At 70.9% G+C, this 16,204-nt stretch carries 17 protein-coding genes and 3 tRNA genes; 6 read left to right on the forward strand and 14 right to left on the reverse strand.

Translation table 11 applies throughout. The features are described 5' to 3' along the window. Window positions 1–48 precede the first annotated feature (48 nt). From FXF51_RS23680 to FXF51_RS23690, 3 genes are all read right to left on the reverse strand, one after another. A complete protein-coding gene (locus tag FXF51_RS23680) occupies window positions 49–1,143 on the reverse strand; it encodes a D-alanine--D-alanine ligase family protein (protein ID WP_148436829.1) in 1,095 nt (364 codons plus the stop codon). A gap of 64 nt (window positions 1,144–1,207) precedes the next feature. Further along, window positions 1,208–2,218 carry an NAD(P)H-dependent glycerol-3-phosphate dehydrogenase gene (locus tag FXF51_RS23685; protein ID WP_148436832.1) on the reverse strand — a complete coding sequence of 337 codons (1,011 nt, stop codon included), beginning with the start codon at window positions 2,216–2,218 and terminating at the stop codon, window positions 1,208–1,210. Between the two features lie 4 nt (window positions 2,219–2,222). Beyond that, on the reverse strand, window positions 2,223–2,933 hold the full coding sequence (locus tag FXF51_RS23690; RefSeq protein ID WP_148436834.1) for a lysophospholipid acyltransferase family protein: 711 nt from the start codon (window positions 2,931–2,933) through the stop codon (window positions 2,223–2,225). A 79-nt stretch (window positions 2,934–3,012) separates the two neighbouring features. Between FXF51_RS23690 and cofC the strand changes: the two genes are divergently transcribed. Continuing rightward, a complete protein-coding gene (cofC, locus tag FXF51_RS23695; RefSeq protein WP_148436836.1) occupies window positions 3,013–3,663 on the forward strand; it encodes a 2-phospho-L-lactate guanylyltransferase in 651 nt (216 codons plus the stop codon). 46 nt (window positions 3,664–3,709) lie between these two features. Then, window positions 3,710–3,916 (forward strand): hypothetical protein, encoded by a 207-nt coding sequence (locus tag FXF51_RS23700; RefSeq protein ID WP_148436837.1) that lies wholly within the window; start codon window positions 3,710–3,712, stop codon window positions 3,914–3,916. A 56-nt stretch (window positions 3,917–3,972) separates the two neighbouring features. On the opposite strand, the gene FXF51_RS23705 is transcribed toward FXF51_RS23700, so the two are convergent. The 4 genes from FXF51_RS23705 to leuC form a co-directional block, all read right to left on the reverse strand. Next, window positions 3,973–4,272, reverse strand: a complete 300-nt coding sequence (locus FXF51_RS23705; RefSeq protein ID WP_148436839.1) for an HU family DNA-binding protein — start codon at window positions 4,270–4,272, stop codon at window positions 3,973–3,975. A 99-nt stretch (window positions 4,273–4,371) separates the two neighbouring features. Then, the gene (locus tag FXF51_RS23710) at window positions 4,372–4,623 is read right to left on the reverse strand and encodes a hypothetical protein (RefSeq protein ID WP_187414539.1); all 252 of its coding nucleotides are present in this window, start codon (window positions 4,621–4,623) and stop codon (window positions 4,372–4,374) included. Further along, window positions 4,602–5,189 carry a 3-isopropylmalate dehydratase small subunit gene (gene leuD, locus FXF51_RS23715; RefSeq protein WP_148436841.1) on the reverse strand — a complete coding sequence of 196 codons (588 nt, stop codon included), beginning with the start codon at window positions 5,187–5,189 and terminating at the stop codon, window positions 4,602–4,604. Before leuD ends, FXF51_RS23710 begins: the two co-directional genes overlap by 22 nt. 15 nt (window positions 5,190–5,204) lie before the next feature. After that, complete coding sequence (leuC, locus tag FXF51_RS23720; RefSeq protein WP_148436843.1) at window positions 5,205–6,590, reverse strand: 3-isopropylmalate dehydratase large subunit; 1,386 nt, start codon at window positions 6,588–6,590, stop codon at window positions 5,205–5,207. 62 nt (window positions 6,591–6,652) lie between these two features. Here leuC and FXF51_RS23725 point away from each other — a divergent pair, with 62 nt between their 5' ends. Both FXF51_RS23725 and FXF51_RS23730 read left to right on the forward strand, forming a co-directional pair. After that, complete coding sequence (locus FXF51_RS23725) at window positions 6,653–7,369, forward strand: IclR family transcriptional regulator (protein WP_043618626.1); 717 nt, start codon at window positions 6,653–6,655, stop codon at window positions 7,367–7,369. A gap of 58 nt (window positions 7,370–7,427) precedes the next feature. Continuing rightward, window positions 7,428–9,137, forward strand: a complete 1,710-nt coding sequence (locus FXF51_RS23730) for a hypothetical protein (protein ID WP_148436845.1) — start codon at window positions 7,428–7,430, stop codon at window positions 9,135–9,137. Window positions 9,138–9,369: 232 nt separating this feature from the next. Here the strand turns inward: FXF51_RS23730 and FXF51_RS23735 are convergent. The 4 genes from FXF51_RS23735 to FXF51_RS23750 all read right to left on the reverse strand — a co-directional run bounded on the left by FXF51_RS23735 (window position 9,370) and on the right by FXF51_RS23750 (window position 11,528). Then, window positions 9,370–9,442, reverse strand: a tRNA-Glu gene (locus FXF51_RS23735). A gap of 18 nt (window positions 9,443–9,460) precedes the next feature. After that, window positions 9,461–9,536: transfer RNA gene (locus FXF51_RS23740), tRNA-Glu, on the reverse strand. A 94-nt stretch (window positions 9,537–9,630) separates the two neighbouring features. Next, window positions 9,631–10,242 carry a response regulator gene (locus FXF51_RS23745; protein WP_148436847.1) on the reverse strand — a complete coding sequence of 204 codons (612 nt, stop codon included), beginning with the start codon at window positions 10,240–10,242 and terminating at the stop codon, window positions 9,631–9,633. A 59-nt stretch (window positions 10,243–10,301) separates the two neighbouring features. Further along, the gene (locus tag FXF51_RS23750) at window positions 10,302–11,528 is read right to left on the reverse strand and encodes a sensor histidine kinase (RefSeq protein WP_148436849.1); all 1,227 of its coding nucleotides are present in this window, start codon (window positions 11,526–11,528) and stop codon (window positions 10,302–10,304) included. Between the two features lie 110 nt (window positions 11,529–11,638). On the opposite strand from FXF51_RS23750, the gene FXF51_RS23755 reads away from it, so the two are divergent. Further along, complete coding sequence (locus tag FXF51_RS23755) at window positions 11,639–12,562, forward strand: alpha/beta fold hydrolase (RefSeq protein ID WP_148436850.1); 924 nt, start codon at window positions 11,639–11,641, stop codon at window positions 12,560–12,562. Between the two features lie 36 nt (window positions 12,563–12,598). Here the strand turns inward: FXF51_RS23755 and FXF51_RS23760 are convergent. Continuing rightward, window positions 12,599–12,673: transfer RNA gene (locus tag FXF51_RS23760), tRNA-Gln, on the reverse strand. A gap of 164 nt (window positions 12,674–12,837) precedes the next feature. On the opposite strand from FXF51_RS23760, the gene FXF51_RS23765 reads away from it, so the two are divergent. Next, window positions 12,838–14,808 (forward strand): M3 family metallopeptidase, encoded by a 1,971-nt coding sequence (locus tag FXF51_RS23765; RefSeq protein ID WP_148436851.1) that lies wholly within the window; start codon window positions 12,838–12,840, stop codon window positions 14,806–14,808. On the opposite strand, the gene FXF51_RS23770 is transcribed toward FXF51_RS23765, so the two are convergent. Together FXF51_RS23770 and FXF51_RS23775 are read right to left on the reverse strand one after the other, a co-directional pair. Next, window positions 14,786–15,619, reverse strand: a complete 834-nt coding sequence (locus FXF51_RS23770; protein WP_148436852.1) for an NmrA family NAD(P)-binding protein — start codon at window positions 15,617–15,619, stop codon at window positions 14,786–14,788. The two genes, FXF51_RS23765 and FXF51_RS23770, sit on opposite strands and share 23 nt — an antisense overlap. Before the next feature lie 17 nt (window positions 15,620–15,636). Beyond that, on the reverse strand, window positions 15,637–16,182 hold the full coding sequence (locus tag FXF51_RS23775) for a PadR family transcriptional regulator (RefSeq protein WP_148436853.1): 546 nt from the start codon (window positions 16,180–16,182) through the stop codon (window positions 15,637–15,639). Window positions 16,183–16,204: the final 22 nt, after the last annotated feature.

Genomic DNA, 16,204 nt, shown 5'->3' on the forward strand with positions numbered 1-16,204 from the left:
CCACCGCGAGCAAGCTGAACGGATCCCACCCTGAGCAGGCCGAACGGCTCAGCGCAGGCCGGGTGAGCGGGACAGGGCGAGCTGGATGAGCCGGTCGACCAGCGCCGGGTACGACAGCCCCGAGGCCGCCCAGAGCTGCGGCGCCACCGACAGCGACGTGAACCCCGGCATGGTGTTGATCTCGTTGAAGACCAGCTTCCCGTCGGGCGTGTAGAAGAAGTCCACCCGCGCGAGCCCCTCGCACTCGAGTGCCTCGAACGCGCTCACGGCCATCCCCCGCAGCTCCTCGGCCGTCTCCTGCGGGATGTCGGCGGGCACCGTCAGCGACATCTGGTCCGGGTAGTACTTCGCCTCGAAGTCGAAGAACTCCTGCCCGCCCTCGACCCGCACCTCTCCCGGCAGCGACGCGGCGGCCCGCTCGTCGCCGGGCGACTGCAGCACCGCGCACTCGATCTCGCGGCCGGCGATCGCGGCCTCGATTAGCACCTTGGGATCGTGCTGCCTGGCGAACTCGACGGCCGACTCCAGCTCGGCCCTGTCGGAGGCCTTGGAGATGCCCTGCGAGGAGCCTGCCCTGGCCGGCTTGACGAAGACCGGGTAGCCGAGCTCCTCGGCCTCCTTGAGCACCTGCTCGCGGTTGAGCCGCCAGTCGCGGTCGCGGATGACGACGTAGGGGCCGGTCGGCAGCCCGGCGGCGGCGATCACCGTCTTCATGTACGCCTTGTCCATGCCGACGGCGCTGGCCAGCACGCCGGAGCCGACGTAACGCACCCCCGCCATCTCCAGCAGCCCCTGGATCGTGCCGTCTTCGGCGAACGGCCCGTGCATGACGGGGAACACCACGTCCACCGAGCCGAGCTCGACGGGGATGCTGCCGGGGTCGTAGGCGACCAGCGAGCCGGAGCCCGAGGGCAGCGCCAGCGCCGCGCCCGCGGTGTCGACGACCGGCAGCTCGCCGGCCTCGATGGCGAACCGCTGGTCGGAAGCGGCCAGCACCCACCTGCCGTCCTGGGCGATCCCGATCGGGATCACTTCGTACTTGCTTCTGTCAATCGCATCCAGCACGCTGCCCGCCCCCATCAGGGAAACGGCGTGCTCGGAATTGCGGCCTCCGAAAACGACGGCGACGCGTGGCTTGCTCATGGTGTCCGAATCTACCGGGACGTCCCTGTCACAGCGAGTCGAGCACGCCGTATTCAGGTCTTTCTCACACCCCGTAGCGTTCCGGCTTGGGTGAGCGGGACATGAGGAGCATGCCTGCCTCCGACGGTGACATGCCGTCGTGGACCACTCCGACGACCACTTCGGTGATCGGCATCTCGACGTCGTGCTTCCTGGCCAGCTCCAGCACGGACTCGCAGGACTTGACGCCCTCCGCGGTCTGCTTGGTGGCGGCGACGACCTCGGCCAGTGTCATGCCCCTGCCCAGGTTCTCGCCGAACGTGCGGTTGCGCGACAGCGGTGAGGTGCACGTCGCCACGAGGTCGCCCATCCCGGCCAGACCGGCGAACGTGTGCGCGTCGGCCCCGAGCGCCGCGCCCAGGCGCGAGATCTCGGCCAGGCCCCTGGTGATGAGCATGGCGCTGACGTTGTCGCCCATGCCCATGCCGGCGGAGACGCCGACGGCCAGGGCGATCACGTTCTTCACCGCGCCGCCCAGCTCGACCCCGATCACGTCGTGGTTGGTGTACGGGCGGAACCACGGCGGCAGGTGGCAGATCGCCTGCAGCCGTTCGGCCACCGACAGGTCGGTGCACGCCACGACGGTGGCGGCGGGCTGGCGCGCGGCGATCTCGGGCACCAGGTTCGGCCCGGAGACGACCGCCACGCGCTCCTCCGGCACCTCCGCCACCTCGCGGATGACCTCGCTCATCCGCTTGGTGGTGCCGACCTCGACGCCTTTCATCAGGCTGACGAGCACCGCGTCCGGCGGGATCAGCTCGCGCCAGCCCGTCAGGTTGGCGCGCAACGTCTGGGACGGCACGGCGAGCACCACGAAGTCGGCCCCGTCCAGGGCTTCCGCCGGGTCGGTCGTGGCCCGCAGGGCGTCGGGCAGCGTCACGCCGGGCAGGTAGTCGGCGTTGGCGTGGTCGCGGTTGATCGCGTCGGCCACCTCCTGCCGGCGGCCCCACAGCGTCGTCCGGCTGCCTGCCTCCGCCAGGACCATCGCGAACGTGGTGCCCCACGAGCCCGCGCCGAAAACGGCCACCTTCGTCATTCCATCACCGTCCGGCCGGGTCGTAGGGAGTCGCCGGGGCCCGCTCGCCGCGCAGCTCGGCGAGCTGCGCGGTGATCGCGGCCATGATGTCGGCCGTGGCGTCGCGCAGCACGTCGGCGTGCGCCGGCTTGCCCATGTACTTCGACAGGTCCACCGGCGGCCCCACGCTCACGCGGAACGTCTTGCGCGGGAACAGCCTGGGCCTCTTCTCACCGTACGGCAGCAGCTCCTGTGCGCCCCAGTGAGCCACCGGGATGACCGGCGCGCCGCTCTCCAGCGCCAGCCGGGCCGCGCCCGTCTTGCCCACCATGGGCCACAGGTCGGGATCGCGGGTGCAGGTGCCCTCCGGGTAGAACAGGATCGCGCACCCGTCGCCGAGCCGCTCGGCGGACAGGCGCAGCGACCTGGCCGCCTCGCTGCTGCCCCGCTCGACCGGGATGGCCAGCAGCGCGGTCACGGCCCGGCCCAGGAGCGGCACCTTGAACAATCCCGACTTCGCGAGAATCACCGGCCAGCGGCCGTTGTTGTAGAGGAAATGCGACAACAGGACGGGGTCGGTCCACGACAGGTGGTTGGCCGCGATGATCACGCCGCCGGTGCGCGGGATGCGGTCACCCTTGCGCCAGTCGCGCTTGACCAGGAGCCGCGACAACGGCTTGACCACGACGACGGCGAAGGTCTCCCAGGCTCGCGATGGTCGCGTGGGGCGGCTCATGCTCTCCTCCAACACGTACGGGATGCGCCCAAGTCTCCCGGTTGGCCACACGGGATGTCGAGGCGCGATGCTTAAGCCTATGAGCATCCGCTGGTCCCTGGTCATTCCAGTGAAGACGCTGGTCGCGGCGAAGACCCGGCTCGCGGCCGCGACGGGCCCGCACCGCACCCGCCTGGCCGTGGCCGTGGCCAGCGACACCGTGGCGGCGGCGCTGTCCTGCCCGCCCGTCGCGCGGGTGATCGTCGTGACCGCCGATCCCGCCGCCGCGGGGCCGCTCGCGGCGCTCGGCGCCGACGTGGTGCCCGACCCCGACCGGGGGCTGAACACGGCGCTGCGCACGGGTGCCGCGCACGCCGTGCGCGTCGCGCCGGACGACGCGGTGGGCGCCCTCCAGGCCGACCTGCCCGCGCTGCGACCGGCCGAGCTGGCGGTGGCGCTGGAGGCGGCGGCCGAGTTCGACCAGTCGTTCGTACCCGACGCGCTGGACGTCGGGACGACCTTCTACGGCGTACGTCCCGGGCGGCCGTTCGCGCCCCGGTTCGGCGGGGAGTCCAGGGCCAAGCATCTGGCCGGCGGGGCCAAGGAGCTGTGCGTGCCGGGGATCGACTCGGTCAGGCGCGACGTGGACACGCCGGACGACCTGCGTGCGGCCGTCGCGCTGGGGCTGGGGCGGCACACGGCGGCGGTGGTCGCCGAGCTGTGGCCCGGCACCGGCTCCGCGCACTCCTGAAGCCCGGGTGCTCGTCCGCGAGAAGACGACCGATTACGCTGGACGCGTGCAGGCGACCGTACGGAGTTTCGACGAGACCACCCGCTCGGGCACGGTGTTCCTCGACGACGGGACCGTGCTGGAGTTCGGCGCCCCCGCGTTCGACGCGGGCCCTCTTCTGCTGCTGCGCACGGGACAGCGGGTCAACCTCGGGATGTCCGGCGGCGAGATCGCCTACGTCACGCTGTCCACGTTCCCGGTCCCCGAAGTGTGAGCGGCCGGGAAAAACGTCACGCCCGGGCCGTGGCCCGGGCGTGCTGGTAAGCCGATCTACTTCCTCTTGCCGCTCTTCTTGCCGCCCTCGTTCACGAGCTCTTTGAAGTCGGATCCGGGACGGAACTTCGGCGCCCAGCTCTCCGCGACGTTGATTTCCGCGCCGGTCGACGGATTACGTGCCGTGCGAGCGGGCTTGTGCACCATCTCGAACGCGCCGAAGCCCGTGATCGAGACCTTGTCGCCGCTGGCCACGGCCTTTTGGATGGCGTCGATGACCGCGTTGACGGACTCCGTGGCCGTCTTCCTGTCGCCCACCCGATCCGCGATGGCCTCGACGAGTTCTCGCTTGTTCATGAAAGTCCTGCTCCCCCAGTTACGGCTCGGGGTTCCAGCTCTCGACTTCGACGTAGAAACCCCTTACGCGCTCGAAAGTAGGCGGGATCGCGGGGGAACTCAATCACCCAGCGTGTTTTCTTCATCGCGTGGCGTGTCGGGCGTTCCCGGAAAAGCCTCGTCGAGCGCCGCCAGAAACGCGTCGAGGCGGGCCAGCGCCCTGTCCGGATCGCGTTTCGCCAGGTCGCAAATCGCGAGATAGCGGCGCGCACTGCGCGCTTTGACGTCGGCGGGCAGCATGCGGACGCGGCGGTGCGCATCGCGCAACCGCCGCGCCAGTTCGTCGTCTTCTAGACGGTCGTCGGCAGCCATGGCTGCCGACCATTCTCGTACGCCGCCACATCCTCGGCGTGACGCAGGGTCAGCCCGATGTCGTCGAGCCCCTCCATCAGCCGCCAGCGGGTGTAGTCGTCGATCTCGAACGGCACGGCCTCGCCGGCCCACCTGACCTGGCGTTCGACCAGGTCAACGGTGACTTCGAGCTTGGGGTCGGCCTCGACGGCGGCCTGCAGCGCCTCGACCTCGTCGCCGGGCAGGATGACCGGCAGCAGGCCCATCTTGGTGGAGTTGTTGCGGAAGATGTCGCCGAAGCGGGCGGCGATCACGACGCGGAACCCGTACTGCTGCAGCGCCCACACGGCGTGCTCGCGGGAGGAGCCGGTGCCGAAGTCGGGGCCTGAGACCAGGATGGAGCCGCCCTCGTAGGAGGGGTCGTTGAGGACGAACGTGGGGTCCTCGCGCCAGGCGGCGAACAGGCCCCTCTCGAACCCGGTGCGGCTGACCTGCTTGAGCCAGACGGCCGGGATGATCTGGTCGGTGTCGACGTTGCTGCGGCGCAGCGGCACCGCCGTACCGGTGTGGGTGGTGAAGGCTTCCATGGAACGTGGTCTCCCTTACAGGTCGGCGGGCGCGGTCAGGCGGCCGGTGACGGCGGTCGCGGCGGCGACCTGCGGCGACACCAGGTGGGTGCGCCCCCCCTTGCCCTGGCGGCCCTCGAAGTTGCGGTTGGAGGTGGAGGCGCTGCGCTCGCCTGGCTTGAGCGTGTCGGGGTTCATGCCCAGGCACATCGAGCAGCCGGCCTCGCGCCACTCGGCGCCGGCGGCCTTGAACACCTCGTCCAGGCCCTCCTCCTCGGCCTGTTTCTTGACCATCATCGAGCCGGGCACGATGAGCGTGCGCGTGGTGACCTGACGGCCGCGCAGGATCTCGGCGGCGGAGCGGAGGTCCTCGATGCGGCCGTTGGTGCACGAGCCGACGAACACCGTGTCGACCTCGATCTCGCGCAGCGGCGTGCCGGCGGTCAGTCCCATGTACTCCAGCGCCCGCTCGGCGGCCGAGCGCGCGACCGGGTCGTCGAAGGACTCGGGGCTGGGGACGGAGTCGCCCAGCGGCAGGCCCTGGCCCGGGTTGGTGCCCCACGTGACGAACGGGGTCAGCGTCGAGGCGTCGATCTCCACGACCTTGTCGAACACGGCGTCGTCGTCGGTGCGCAGCGACTTCCAGTACTCGACCGCCTGGTCCCACGCCTCGCCCTCGGGGGCGTGCTTGCGGCCCTTGAGGTAGGCGAACGTGGTCTCGTCCGGCGCGATCATGCCGGCGCGGGCGCCCGCCTCGATCGACATGTTGCAGACGGTCATGCGGCCCTCCATGGAGAGCTTGCGCACGGCCTCGCCGCGGTACTCGACGATGTAGCCCTGGCCGCCGCCGGTGCCGATCTTGGCGATGATGGCCAGGATCAGGTCCTTGGCCGTGACGCCGACCGGCAGCTCGCCGGAGACCTCGATGGCCATCGTCTTGGGCCGGTAGGCGGGCAGCGTCTGGGTGGCCAGCACGTGCTCGACCTCGGAGGTGCCGATGCCGAACGCGATGCCGCCGAACGCGCCGTGCGTGGAGGTGTGGGAGTCGCCGCACACGATCGTCATGCCGGGCTGGGTCAGGCCGAACTGCGGGCCGATGATGTGCACCACGCCCTGGCCGGCGTCGCCCATCGGATGCAGGCGGATGCCGAACTCGGCGGCGTTCTTGCGCAGCGTCTCGACCTGCGTCTTCGACACCGGGTCGGCGATCGGGCCGAGCACGGTCGGGACGTTGTGGTCCTCGGTGGCGATGGTGAGATCGGGCCGCCGCACCTTCCGGCCGGCGAGACGGAGCCCGTCGAACGCCTGCGGGCTGGTCACCTCGTGGATGAGGTGCAGGTCGATATAGAGCAGGTCCGGTTCGCCCTCCGCGCGACGGACTACGTGTTGCTCCCAGACCTTCTCGGCCAGTGTGCGGCCCATGATCTCCTCCTTGAGAATCCTCCGACTTGCTTTCTCATATGTCGAGACTGCAGTATCGGTGTATGGACAACTCTAGCGGAGTCGGAGTACTCGACAAGGCAGTTCTTGTACTCAATGCCCTGGAAGCGGGCCCCGCTTCACTGGCGCAGCTCGTCCAGGCCACCGGCCTGGCCCGCCCCACTGCCCACCGGCTGGCCGTCGCTCTGGAGCACCACCGCATCGTGAGCCGTGACACGCAGGGCCGGTTCGTGCTCGGCCCGCGGCTCTCCGAGTTGTCCACGGCGGCCGGCGAGGACCGGCTGCTGGCGGTGGCCGCCCCCGTGTTGATGCAGCTCAGGGACCTGACCGGGGAGAGCGCGCAACTCTACCGCCGCCAGGGCGATGAACGGGTCTGCGTGGCCGCGGCCGAACGTGCCAGCGGCCTGCGCGACACCGTCCCCGTGGGTTCGGCGCTGCCCATGACGGCGGGTTCCGCGGCGCAGATACTGCTGGCCTGGGAGGAGCCCGACCGGCTGCACCGCGGGTTGCGCGGCGCCAAGTTCACCGCCGCCACGCTCGCCTCCGTCCGCCGCAGGGGCTGGGCCCACAGCGTGGGTGAGCGGGAGCAGGGTGTGGCGAGCGTCTCAGCGCCGATAAGGGGCAGCGGCGGCAAGGTGATCGCGGCCGTGTCCGTCTCCGGGCCGATCGAACGACTCACGCGGGCGCCTGGAAGGCTCCACGCGGTGCCCGTCATGGCGGCCGCGGAACGCATCACGGAGGCGATGCGCCGCACGTCATGATCGGGAAAAGGATGTATTTGGGGAGCCGACTGCCTCCCCGGCGCACTAGCCTGAGTGCGTGACAGATCGCATCGAGGTAGCCGCCACTGAGCTGCGACCCCTGCTCGAAGAGTTCATCATGTGGGCGCGTGCGAACGCCCCCGGGAGCGACCCCGAGCTCGTGGGGCCCGCCGCTCTGTGGCACCGTCTCGCCTTCTCGCAGGACCTCGGCACGTGGAAGCGCGCCGACCTGCGTAACCTGCTGCTCGACCGCATGCCCAAGGTCGTGGAGGATCCCGACGCAGCCGCCGACGGGATGCTTCCCGCCGTCGACGCGTACCTGACGTTCCTCTCCCAGACCGGCCGGCTCGCCAAGGGCTCCGACAGCCTCGCCGATCTGCAGGCCGAGCTGGACGACGTCGAGGACGAGTTCGTCGACCTCATGGAGGAGCTGCTCGACGACAGTGAAGGCGACGACGAGGAGGGCGAGACAGGCGACCTGGGCGACTTCGAGCCGTTCGCCGACGAGCTGGCCGAGCTCGACACGATCAGGCTGCGGCCCGACACCGAGCTGGCGGAGGCGGCCCGGCAGGCGCCGCTGGTCGCCAAGGCCCGCGATCTGGCCGTCTGGGTGGGCTCAGGCCGCAAGGTGGGCGAGGAGACACTCCTCACCGACGCCGAGGTCGAAGAGGCGCTGGCCGCCGTCGGCCTGCCCAGGCCGGAGACCGACGGCCCCGTCGCCGAGGCGGTCCCCCAGCTCTGGAACATCTGGAACCTCGCCGTGGACCTGGAGTTCCTGGAGCCGGGCGAGGCGGGCACGGTGGCCGTCCAGGACGACACGGCCGAGTGGCCGTTCGACGAGGACGAGGACGTGCTCGACGCCTGGATGCTCGGGCTCCACTCCGTCGACTACGGCGACCCCGAGCTGGAGGACGACGACCTCACCATGGCCCTGGCGGGCCTGACCAGGGGGATGCTCGTCCGGCTGCTGCTGGCGGGCGGCTCCCGCGAGCGCGCCGACCTGGCGCGGGAGCTGTCGGAGGCCGCCGCCGACCTCGACGAGCTGGGCTCCGACGCGTGGGAGGCGGCGGGCGACCCGCTCGCCCCCGCGATCGACTGGCTGACCGGCTACGGCATGGTCGAGCTCGACGGCGACACCGTGCGCCTCACCCCGCTCGGCACCGAGGGCGTCGTCCACCTCATCGACGACGCCGACATCGAGGTCGACGCGCGGCCCGCCATCGAGTCCATGAGCGCCCACGAGCTGCTCGCGCTGAGCGCCGAGCTGCCGGAGGAGGAGGCCGACGCCGAGTTCGCCGCCTGGATGCGCCTCAGGGAGCCCGCCAAGGCCGCCGAGGAGCTGCTGGAGGCCGCGGCGGAGGACGACAGCGACGCGCTGATCAGGGTGCAGGCGGCCAGCGTCGTCGGCACCCTGGGCGAGGCCGCCGTCCCCGCCTGGCAGGAGGCGCTCAAGCAGCCCTCGCTGCGCCCCTACGCGGCCACCCACCTGAGCCAGCTCGAAGTGGAGGGCGCGCCCGAGCCCACGCAGGACGACACGCACTGGCTCATCCTCGACATGTGGACGATCTCGGCCGGCCTGGGCCGGTCGGAGTTCGTGAGCAGCCTGCGGGACATCGGCCCCGAGATGGTCAACGAGCTGCTGGAGGTGATCTGGAAGATCCCGCACGCCCACGTGGAGGAGCTGCTGGACCTCATCTCCCAGGTGCACCCGGACAAGCAGGTCGCCAAGGCGGCCCGCCGCGCCCTGTTCAAGGCCCGCTCGGTCTGACGCCACACGGACGCGCCCCCGCCGTACGACGGCGGGGGCGCGTTCGCTTGCGAGAGGCATCAGGAGGGCGGCCGGCATGTTTCGCTTACCCGGCCAAGAATGCGCACGTAACGGCGGTCAGCTTGTGAACCGGAGGAGCGTTCCCCTGGACGGGGATCAGCCATGAACGGCGGGTGGGGTCGCCCACCGCTTGCCGTAAAAACAAAAACGCCTTCTTCTGAAGAAGAAGGCGTAGTCCCGACCGGATTCGAACCGGCGCTACCGCCTTGAGAGGGCGGCGTCCTGGGCCACTAGACGACGGGACCTTCGCGGGCTTGTGGCAGTGGTAGTCCCGACCGGATTCGAACCGGCGCTACCGCCTTGAGAGGGCGGCGTCCTGGGCCACTAGACGACGGGACCCTGCCCACAAGCTGCTCTGCCGGGTCTCCCCGGCAACGCAGGTAACTCTACCGCACCCGCAAGACCACACCAAACCGCTTATCCGCCCACCAGATCAGCCCAGCAGCCCCCTGCGGTAGGCCTCGGCGACGGCGGACGCGCGGTCGCGCACGTCGAGCTTGGCGTAGATGTGCAGCAGGTGCGTCTTCACGCTGGCCTCGCTGATGAACAGGCCGGCCGCCGCCTCCTTGTTCGTCGCCCCGCCGGCCACCAGCCGCAGCACCTCCAGCTCCCGCTTGCTCAGCCGCCCCCTGGCCGGCCTGCGCAGGTGCTCGGCCAGCCGCCCTGCCACGGCCGGGGCGAGCACGGTCTCGCCGCGGTGGGTGGCGCGCACGGCCCGGACGAGCTCCTCCGGCGGGGCGTCCTTGAGCAGGTAGCCGCTGGCTCCCGCCTCCAGCGCCGGCAGGACGTCGGTGTCGAACGTGGTCAGCACCAGCACCCGCGGCCCCGTGCCGCTGAGCAGCCGGATGGCGCTGACCCCGTCGAGGCCGGGCATCCGCAGGTCCATGAGGACGATGTCCGGGGCGAGCCGGCCCGCCAGCCGCACGGCCTCCTCGCCGTCGGCCGCCTCGCCGACGATCTCCAGGTCGGGCTCGCCGCCGAGCGCCGCCCGCAGGCCGTCGCGCACGATCGGATGGTCATCGGCGATCAGCAACCGCAGTGGCATCGCTCCAGCCTCTCATCGTCAGCCTCTCATCGTCCGGGGACGGCCGGGACGGCGGCACCTCAACGTCCTGGGATGGCCGGGACGGCGGCGGCGACGGCCGTCCCCCTGCCGGGCTCCGACTCGACCTCCAGGGTGCCGCCCACGCCGCGAACCCGTTGCCGCATGCCGTCCAGCCCGAAGCCGTCAGAGGGCCGCTGCGGGTCGAAGCCCGCCCCGTCGTCTCGGACGTCGAGAAGGATGGTTTCGTCCGTGTACGACAGGGTGAGGCCCGTCCTGGTGGCATCGGCGTGCTTCGCCACGTTCGCCAGCGCCTCCTGCGCCACCCGGAACAGCGCCGCCTCCACGTCGGCGGCCAGCGCGACCGGCGTTCCGGTGACCTCGAACCGCAGGTCCACGCCCGCCGCCTCCGCCCACGACCTGGCCATGTGGCCGATCGCGTCCGGCAGCTCCGCGTCCTCCAGCGGCTCGGGCCGCAGCGCACGTACGGACCTGCGGGTCTCGGACAGGCCGCGGCGGGCCAGCTCGGCCGCCCTGCCGAGGTGGCGGCGGCGGGACTCCTCCCCGGTCGCGCGGTCGGCGGCGGTGAGCTGGCCGATCAGGGCGACGAGGTCCTGCGCGAGCGTGTCGTGGATCTCGCCCGCCACCCGGTGCCGCTCGTCCAGCACGCCCGCCCGTCTGGCCTGGTCGAGGAGCCTGGCGTTGAGGTCGGCGTTCTCGTCCATGGCGGCGCGCAGGCGATCGACCAGGCGGCGGCGTCTGTCGTGCTCGGCGGAGACGTACCAGCCGGCCAGGATCAGCGGCACGGCCACGCCGGCGATCACGGTGAGCAGGGTCGGGCCTGCCTCGGGGCCCGCCTGGGTGGTGACGTTGATCAGGGCGGTGAGCGTGACGCCCGCCATGACGAGGCGGCCGGGGAGCATCGCGATGGCCAGGGGGTAGCCGGTCGAGGCGAACACCACGAAGGCCTGGCTCCTGGTGGCCAGGGCGGCCGCCAGGGCCAGGAGGACGAGGTAGTGGGTGACGACGAGCGCTCTGCGGGTGTCGCGGCGGGGGTGCAGCCAGGGGATGAAGGCGAGCCACACGGCCGCGACCAGGGCCACCGGCGGCCACGGCACCCCCGCCCACAGGGGGACGGCACCCGCCACACCACCGCCCGCGCCGCCGAGCAGGATGGTGCCCGGCCAGGCGCCCGCGTCCTGGGCCGCCGCCATGATCACCGAGATCGCGAGCAGCCCGTACGCCACCCCCGCGTAAACCCACCTCTCACGCCCGTCGACCCAGCTCATGCCCCCAAGCCTGGCACGCCGTCAACCGATCGGTGGATGGCCGCCGTCAACCGCTTCTCCGCCCCGACGGTCGATGTGGCCGGCGCCCCGCAGAGGCGAGCATCGAAGCCATGAACGCACTCACTCGCAGAACCGCCTTCCAGCTCGCCGCCGCGGCCGGCGCGGGAGCCGCCACGACGTCGGCCGCCAAGCGCAAGGAGGTGACCACGTTCGTCTTCGTGACCGGCTCGAACGGGACGGCCACCGGCGACGCCGAGCTGACCCTGCGCGGCCACCGCACCGTCGGCGTGGGCCTGCCGGGGCACGGCCCCGAGGACCAGCTCCACCGCGCTTACCAGGCCCCGCAGGACCTGGCGAAGCTGGCCACCCTCCCCTCCCCCATGGCCGGAGTGACGCTGGACGACTACGTCGAGGCGACGGTGGACGCCGTCCGCCGCGTCTCCCGGTACGGCCCGGTGATCCTCGTGGGCGGCAGCCTGGGCGGCTCGACGATCACGAAGGCGGCCGACGAGGTGCCCGACCTGATCGACCGCCTGGTCTACGTCGGCGCCTACTGCTGCACGAAGCTGCGCTCACCGGCCGAGTACCTGGAGACGCCGGAGGGCAGGACGAGCCTGGCGGCGAGCATCCTGCCGGGCGTGATCGGCGATCCCCGGGTGCTGAAGGCGATCAGGGTGAACTGGCGCACGAACGACGCGAAGTTCCTGGACGCGGCGAAGGCGGCGTTCATGGCCGAGGGAACGGAGGGCGAGTTCCTGGCGCTGCTCAACGCGTCGCTGCCGGACGAGAGCCTGGCGGTGTCGAGCGCCGACGCCCGTGGCCGCCGGGACGCCTGGGGGCGGGTGCCGCGCGTCTACGTACGGCAGTCGCTCGACCGGGTGATCCCGCCCGCCTTGCAGGACCGCATGATCAGGGAGGCGGACGAGGCGACGCCGGGCAACAGGTTCGAGGTCTTCACGGTGCGGACGCCGCACGCGCCGACCCGCGAGGCATATCGGCAGATCACGAAAATCCTCGACGGGCTGGCGAAATGAAAAAACGGACATCTCCGAAGAGACATCCGTTGAGAATGGCTGGGGTACCAGGACTCGAACCTAGACTAACTGAACCAGAATCAGTCGTGCTGCCAATTACACCATACCCCACCGCTGCGATCTCCTCGCGGAGCGCTTTGGCGACGTCCGAAAGAATAGCCCAGCTCCGGGGCTAAGACCAAAACGATTGGCCGACCCGTCCTCCACGGCCCACACCACGAGCCCGATCGTGCCAAGCTGAAGGGGACAAAACACCACGTGGAGGAGCCCGAGCGTTGGCCGAGAATCCGTTCTTCGCCCCAAGCGACCTGCCGTACGAGCTGCCGCCCTTCGCGGACATCCGTGAGGAGCACTACCTGCCGGCGTTCGAGCGCGGCATGGCGGAGCAGCTCGCCGAGGTCGAGGCGATCGCGAGCAGCACCGAGACCCCGACGTTCGAGAACACGATCGCCGCGCTCGAACGGTCGGGGCGGATCCTCGACCGCACGGCCACCGTCTTCTTCAGCATCGCCGCGTCCAACACCACGGACGGCACCATGGAGATCGAGAAGGAGATCTCCCCGCAGCTCACCCGCCACAGCGACGCGATCCGGCTGAACCGGGCGCTGTGGGCCAGGATCAAGCAGGTCAGCACCGCGGACGCCGAGGAGTCCTGGCTGCTGGAGAAGTACCGCGACGACTTCATCAGGGCCGGGGCCGACCTGTCCGAGCCCGAGCAGGACCGCCTGCGCGCCCTCAACGAGGAGCTGTCGAAGCTCTCCACGCGGTTCGCGCAGAGCCTGCTCAAGGCGTCCACGGAGTCGGCGCTGGTGGTGACGGACCCGAAGGAGCTCGACGGGTTCGACGAGGCCAAGATCGAGTCGCTGCGCAAGGACGACGGCGGCTACGTCCTGCCGCTGCTCAACTTCACCAGCCAGCCCGGCCTGGCTCAGCTCACCGACCGTGACGTGCGCCGCCGCCTGTACGAGCTGAGCGTCGGCAGGGCGCCCGGCAACTTCGAGATCGCGGCCACGATGGCGGCGCTGCGGGCCGAGCGGGCGGCGCTGCTCGGGTTCCCCAGCCACGCGGCCTACACGGTGGCCGACCAGACGGCCAAGACCGTCGAGGCGGTCGAGGAGATGCTCGGCCAGCTCGTCGGGCCGGCGGTGCGCAACGCCGGCAAGGAGGCCGAGGCGCTGGCCGAGCAGGCCGGGTTCGCGATCGAGCCGTGGGACTGGTCGTACTACTCCGAGAAGGTGCGCCAGGCCCGCTACGAGTTCGACGGCGCGGCGATGCGCCCGTACTTCGAGCTGAACCGCGTCTACCGCGACGGCGTGTTCTTCGCGGCCACCAAGCTGTACGGGATCACCTTCGCCGAGCGGCCCGAGCTGGGCGGCTACCACCCCGACGTGACCGTGTTCGAGGTGTCCGACGAGGACGGGAGCCCGCTGGGGCTGTTCGTGCTCGACCCGTACGCCAGGCCCACCAAGCGCGGCGGCGCGTGGATGAACAACCTGGTCGACCAGTCGTTCCTGTTCGGGCAGCGGCCGGTGGTGATGAACAACCTCAACGTCACCAAGCCGGCCTCCGGGCCGACGCTGCTGACCTACGACGAGGTGAACACGGCCTTCCACGAGTTCGGGCACGCGCTGCACGGGCTCTTCTCCCAGGTGCGCTTCCCGCGCGTCTCGGGCACCAGCGTGCCCCGCGACTTCGTCGAGTACCCGTCGCAGGTCAACGAGATGTGGGTGACCTGGCCCGAGGTGCTGGCCAACTACGCCAAGCACCACGAGACGGGCGAGCCGATGCCGTCGGAGCTGGTGGAGAAGCTGCAGGCGGCCGAGAAGTTCAACCAGGGCTTCAAGACCGTCGAGTACCTCGCGGCCACGCTGCTCGACTGGGCCTGGCACAAGCTGGCCGCCGGCGAGACCGTGGCCGACCCCGAGGCGTTCGAGCTGGCCGCACTGGAGGCGGCCGGGATCGCGTTCCCGCTGGTCAGGCCGCGTTACCGGACCAACTACTTCGCGCACATCTTCTCCGGCGGCTACAGCGCCGGCTACTACTCCTACATCTGGAGCGAGGTGCTCGACGCGGAGAGCGTGGAGTGGTTCAAGGAGAACGGCGGCCTCACCCGGGCGAACGGCGACCACTTCCGCCGCGAGCTGCTGTCCAGGGGCGGCAGCCTCGACCCGCTCACCGCGTTCCGCAACTTCAGGGGGCGTGAGCCCAGCATCCAGCCGCTGCTCAAGCGCCGCGGCCTGGACTGAACGCCCTGGCGTTCTCGGCGGCCCACTGCGCGAACGTGCGCGGTGGCCGCCCCGTCACCTGCGCGACCGTGGGCGTGACCTGGTAGGCGCCCTCCGGAGTGTTGCCGAACACCTCGATCTGGAACTCGATCATCTGCTCGGGCACGCCCTGGGCGCGGTAGCGTTCGCGCATCTCGTCCACGGTCAGCTCGCGGAAGGCGATCTCGCGGCCGATCGCCTCCGACAGGATCCGCACCTTGGTCGGCACGTCGAGCAGCTCGGGCCCTGTGAGGCCGTACGACTGTCCCGCGTGGCCGTCCTCGGTGAGCGCGGTGGCGATCACGGCGCCGATGTCGGCCTCGTGCACCATCGCCGTCCTCGTCGCCGCGAACGGCTCCTCGATCAGGTTCTTCGTGCGTACGGGCTCGGCCCACGCCAGCGCGTTGGCCATGAACTCGGTCGGCTGCACGTACGTCCAGGCCAGGTCGCTGCCGGTCACGGCGGCCTCCAGGGTGCCGGGCGACCAGCTGCTGAGCAGCGTCACCTTGCCCGCCCCCGCCGCGCGCACCGCCTCGACGATCTCCGCGCCGTTCTGGAGCGGCGTGTAGCCGGAGTCCGCGGCGTCGATGAGGTGCACGCCCTCGACGCCCTTCAGCGCGGGCACGAGCGTCTCGACGCGACTGAGATCACCCTGGACGACCTCGGCCCCTTCGGGCAGCCGGGCCCTGGCCGGGTCGCGCGTGAGCGCACGGACGCGGTGGCCCGCGTCGAGGAGGTGGGCGACGACGTGCCTGCCTACGGAGCCCGTGGCTCCGGTCACCAAGTAGGTCATGCCTGCGACGTTATGAGCTATTGCGGCACGTTCAGTTCCGCGATTCGCTGGCGGAGCCACTCTTTCTCGGCCTGGCTGGAGGCGCGGGCGATCAGCAGCATGCCCCGGCGGTACGGGTCGGGCTCGTCGCGCGCCCTGACCGGCGCGCCGCCCTCGTAGAAGAAGCTGGCGGGCGCCTCCAGGAAGGCCAGCCTGCGGCTCAGCACTCGCGCCTGGTCGGCCGCGCCGGGCAGCGCCGACAGGAACGTCAGCAGCGCGAAGAACCTGGTCTGGTCGCTGATGTCGAGGTCGGCGGGCTCGCGCAGCCGCCGCAGCAACTCCTCCCGGCCCGCCTCGGTGATCGTCAGCACCTGCCTGCGCGCCGCCGCCGCGCCGGCCTCCTCGTGCCGCTCGACCAGGCCCTTGGACTCCAGCCTGGTGATCGCCGGGTAGAGCGCGCCGTCGCTGACCGGGCGCAGGTGGCCGGTCAGCGCGGCGAGGCGGGACTTGAGCTCGTAGCCGTGCATGGGCTGCTCGTTGAGGAAGCCCAGGATCGTGAGAGCGAGGTCGCCGCCGCTTGCCATATGGTGCATCGTAACGCTATAC

This window comes from Nonomuraea sp. PA05 (genome assembly GCF_008086045.1).
Taxonomy (GTDB): Bacteria; Actinomycetota; Actinomycetes; order Streptosporangiales; family Streptosporangiaceae; genus Nonomuraea; species Nonomuraea monospora.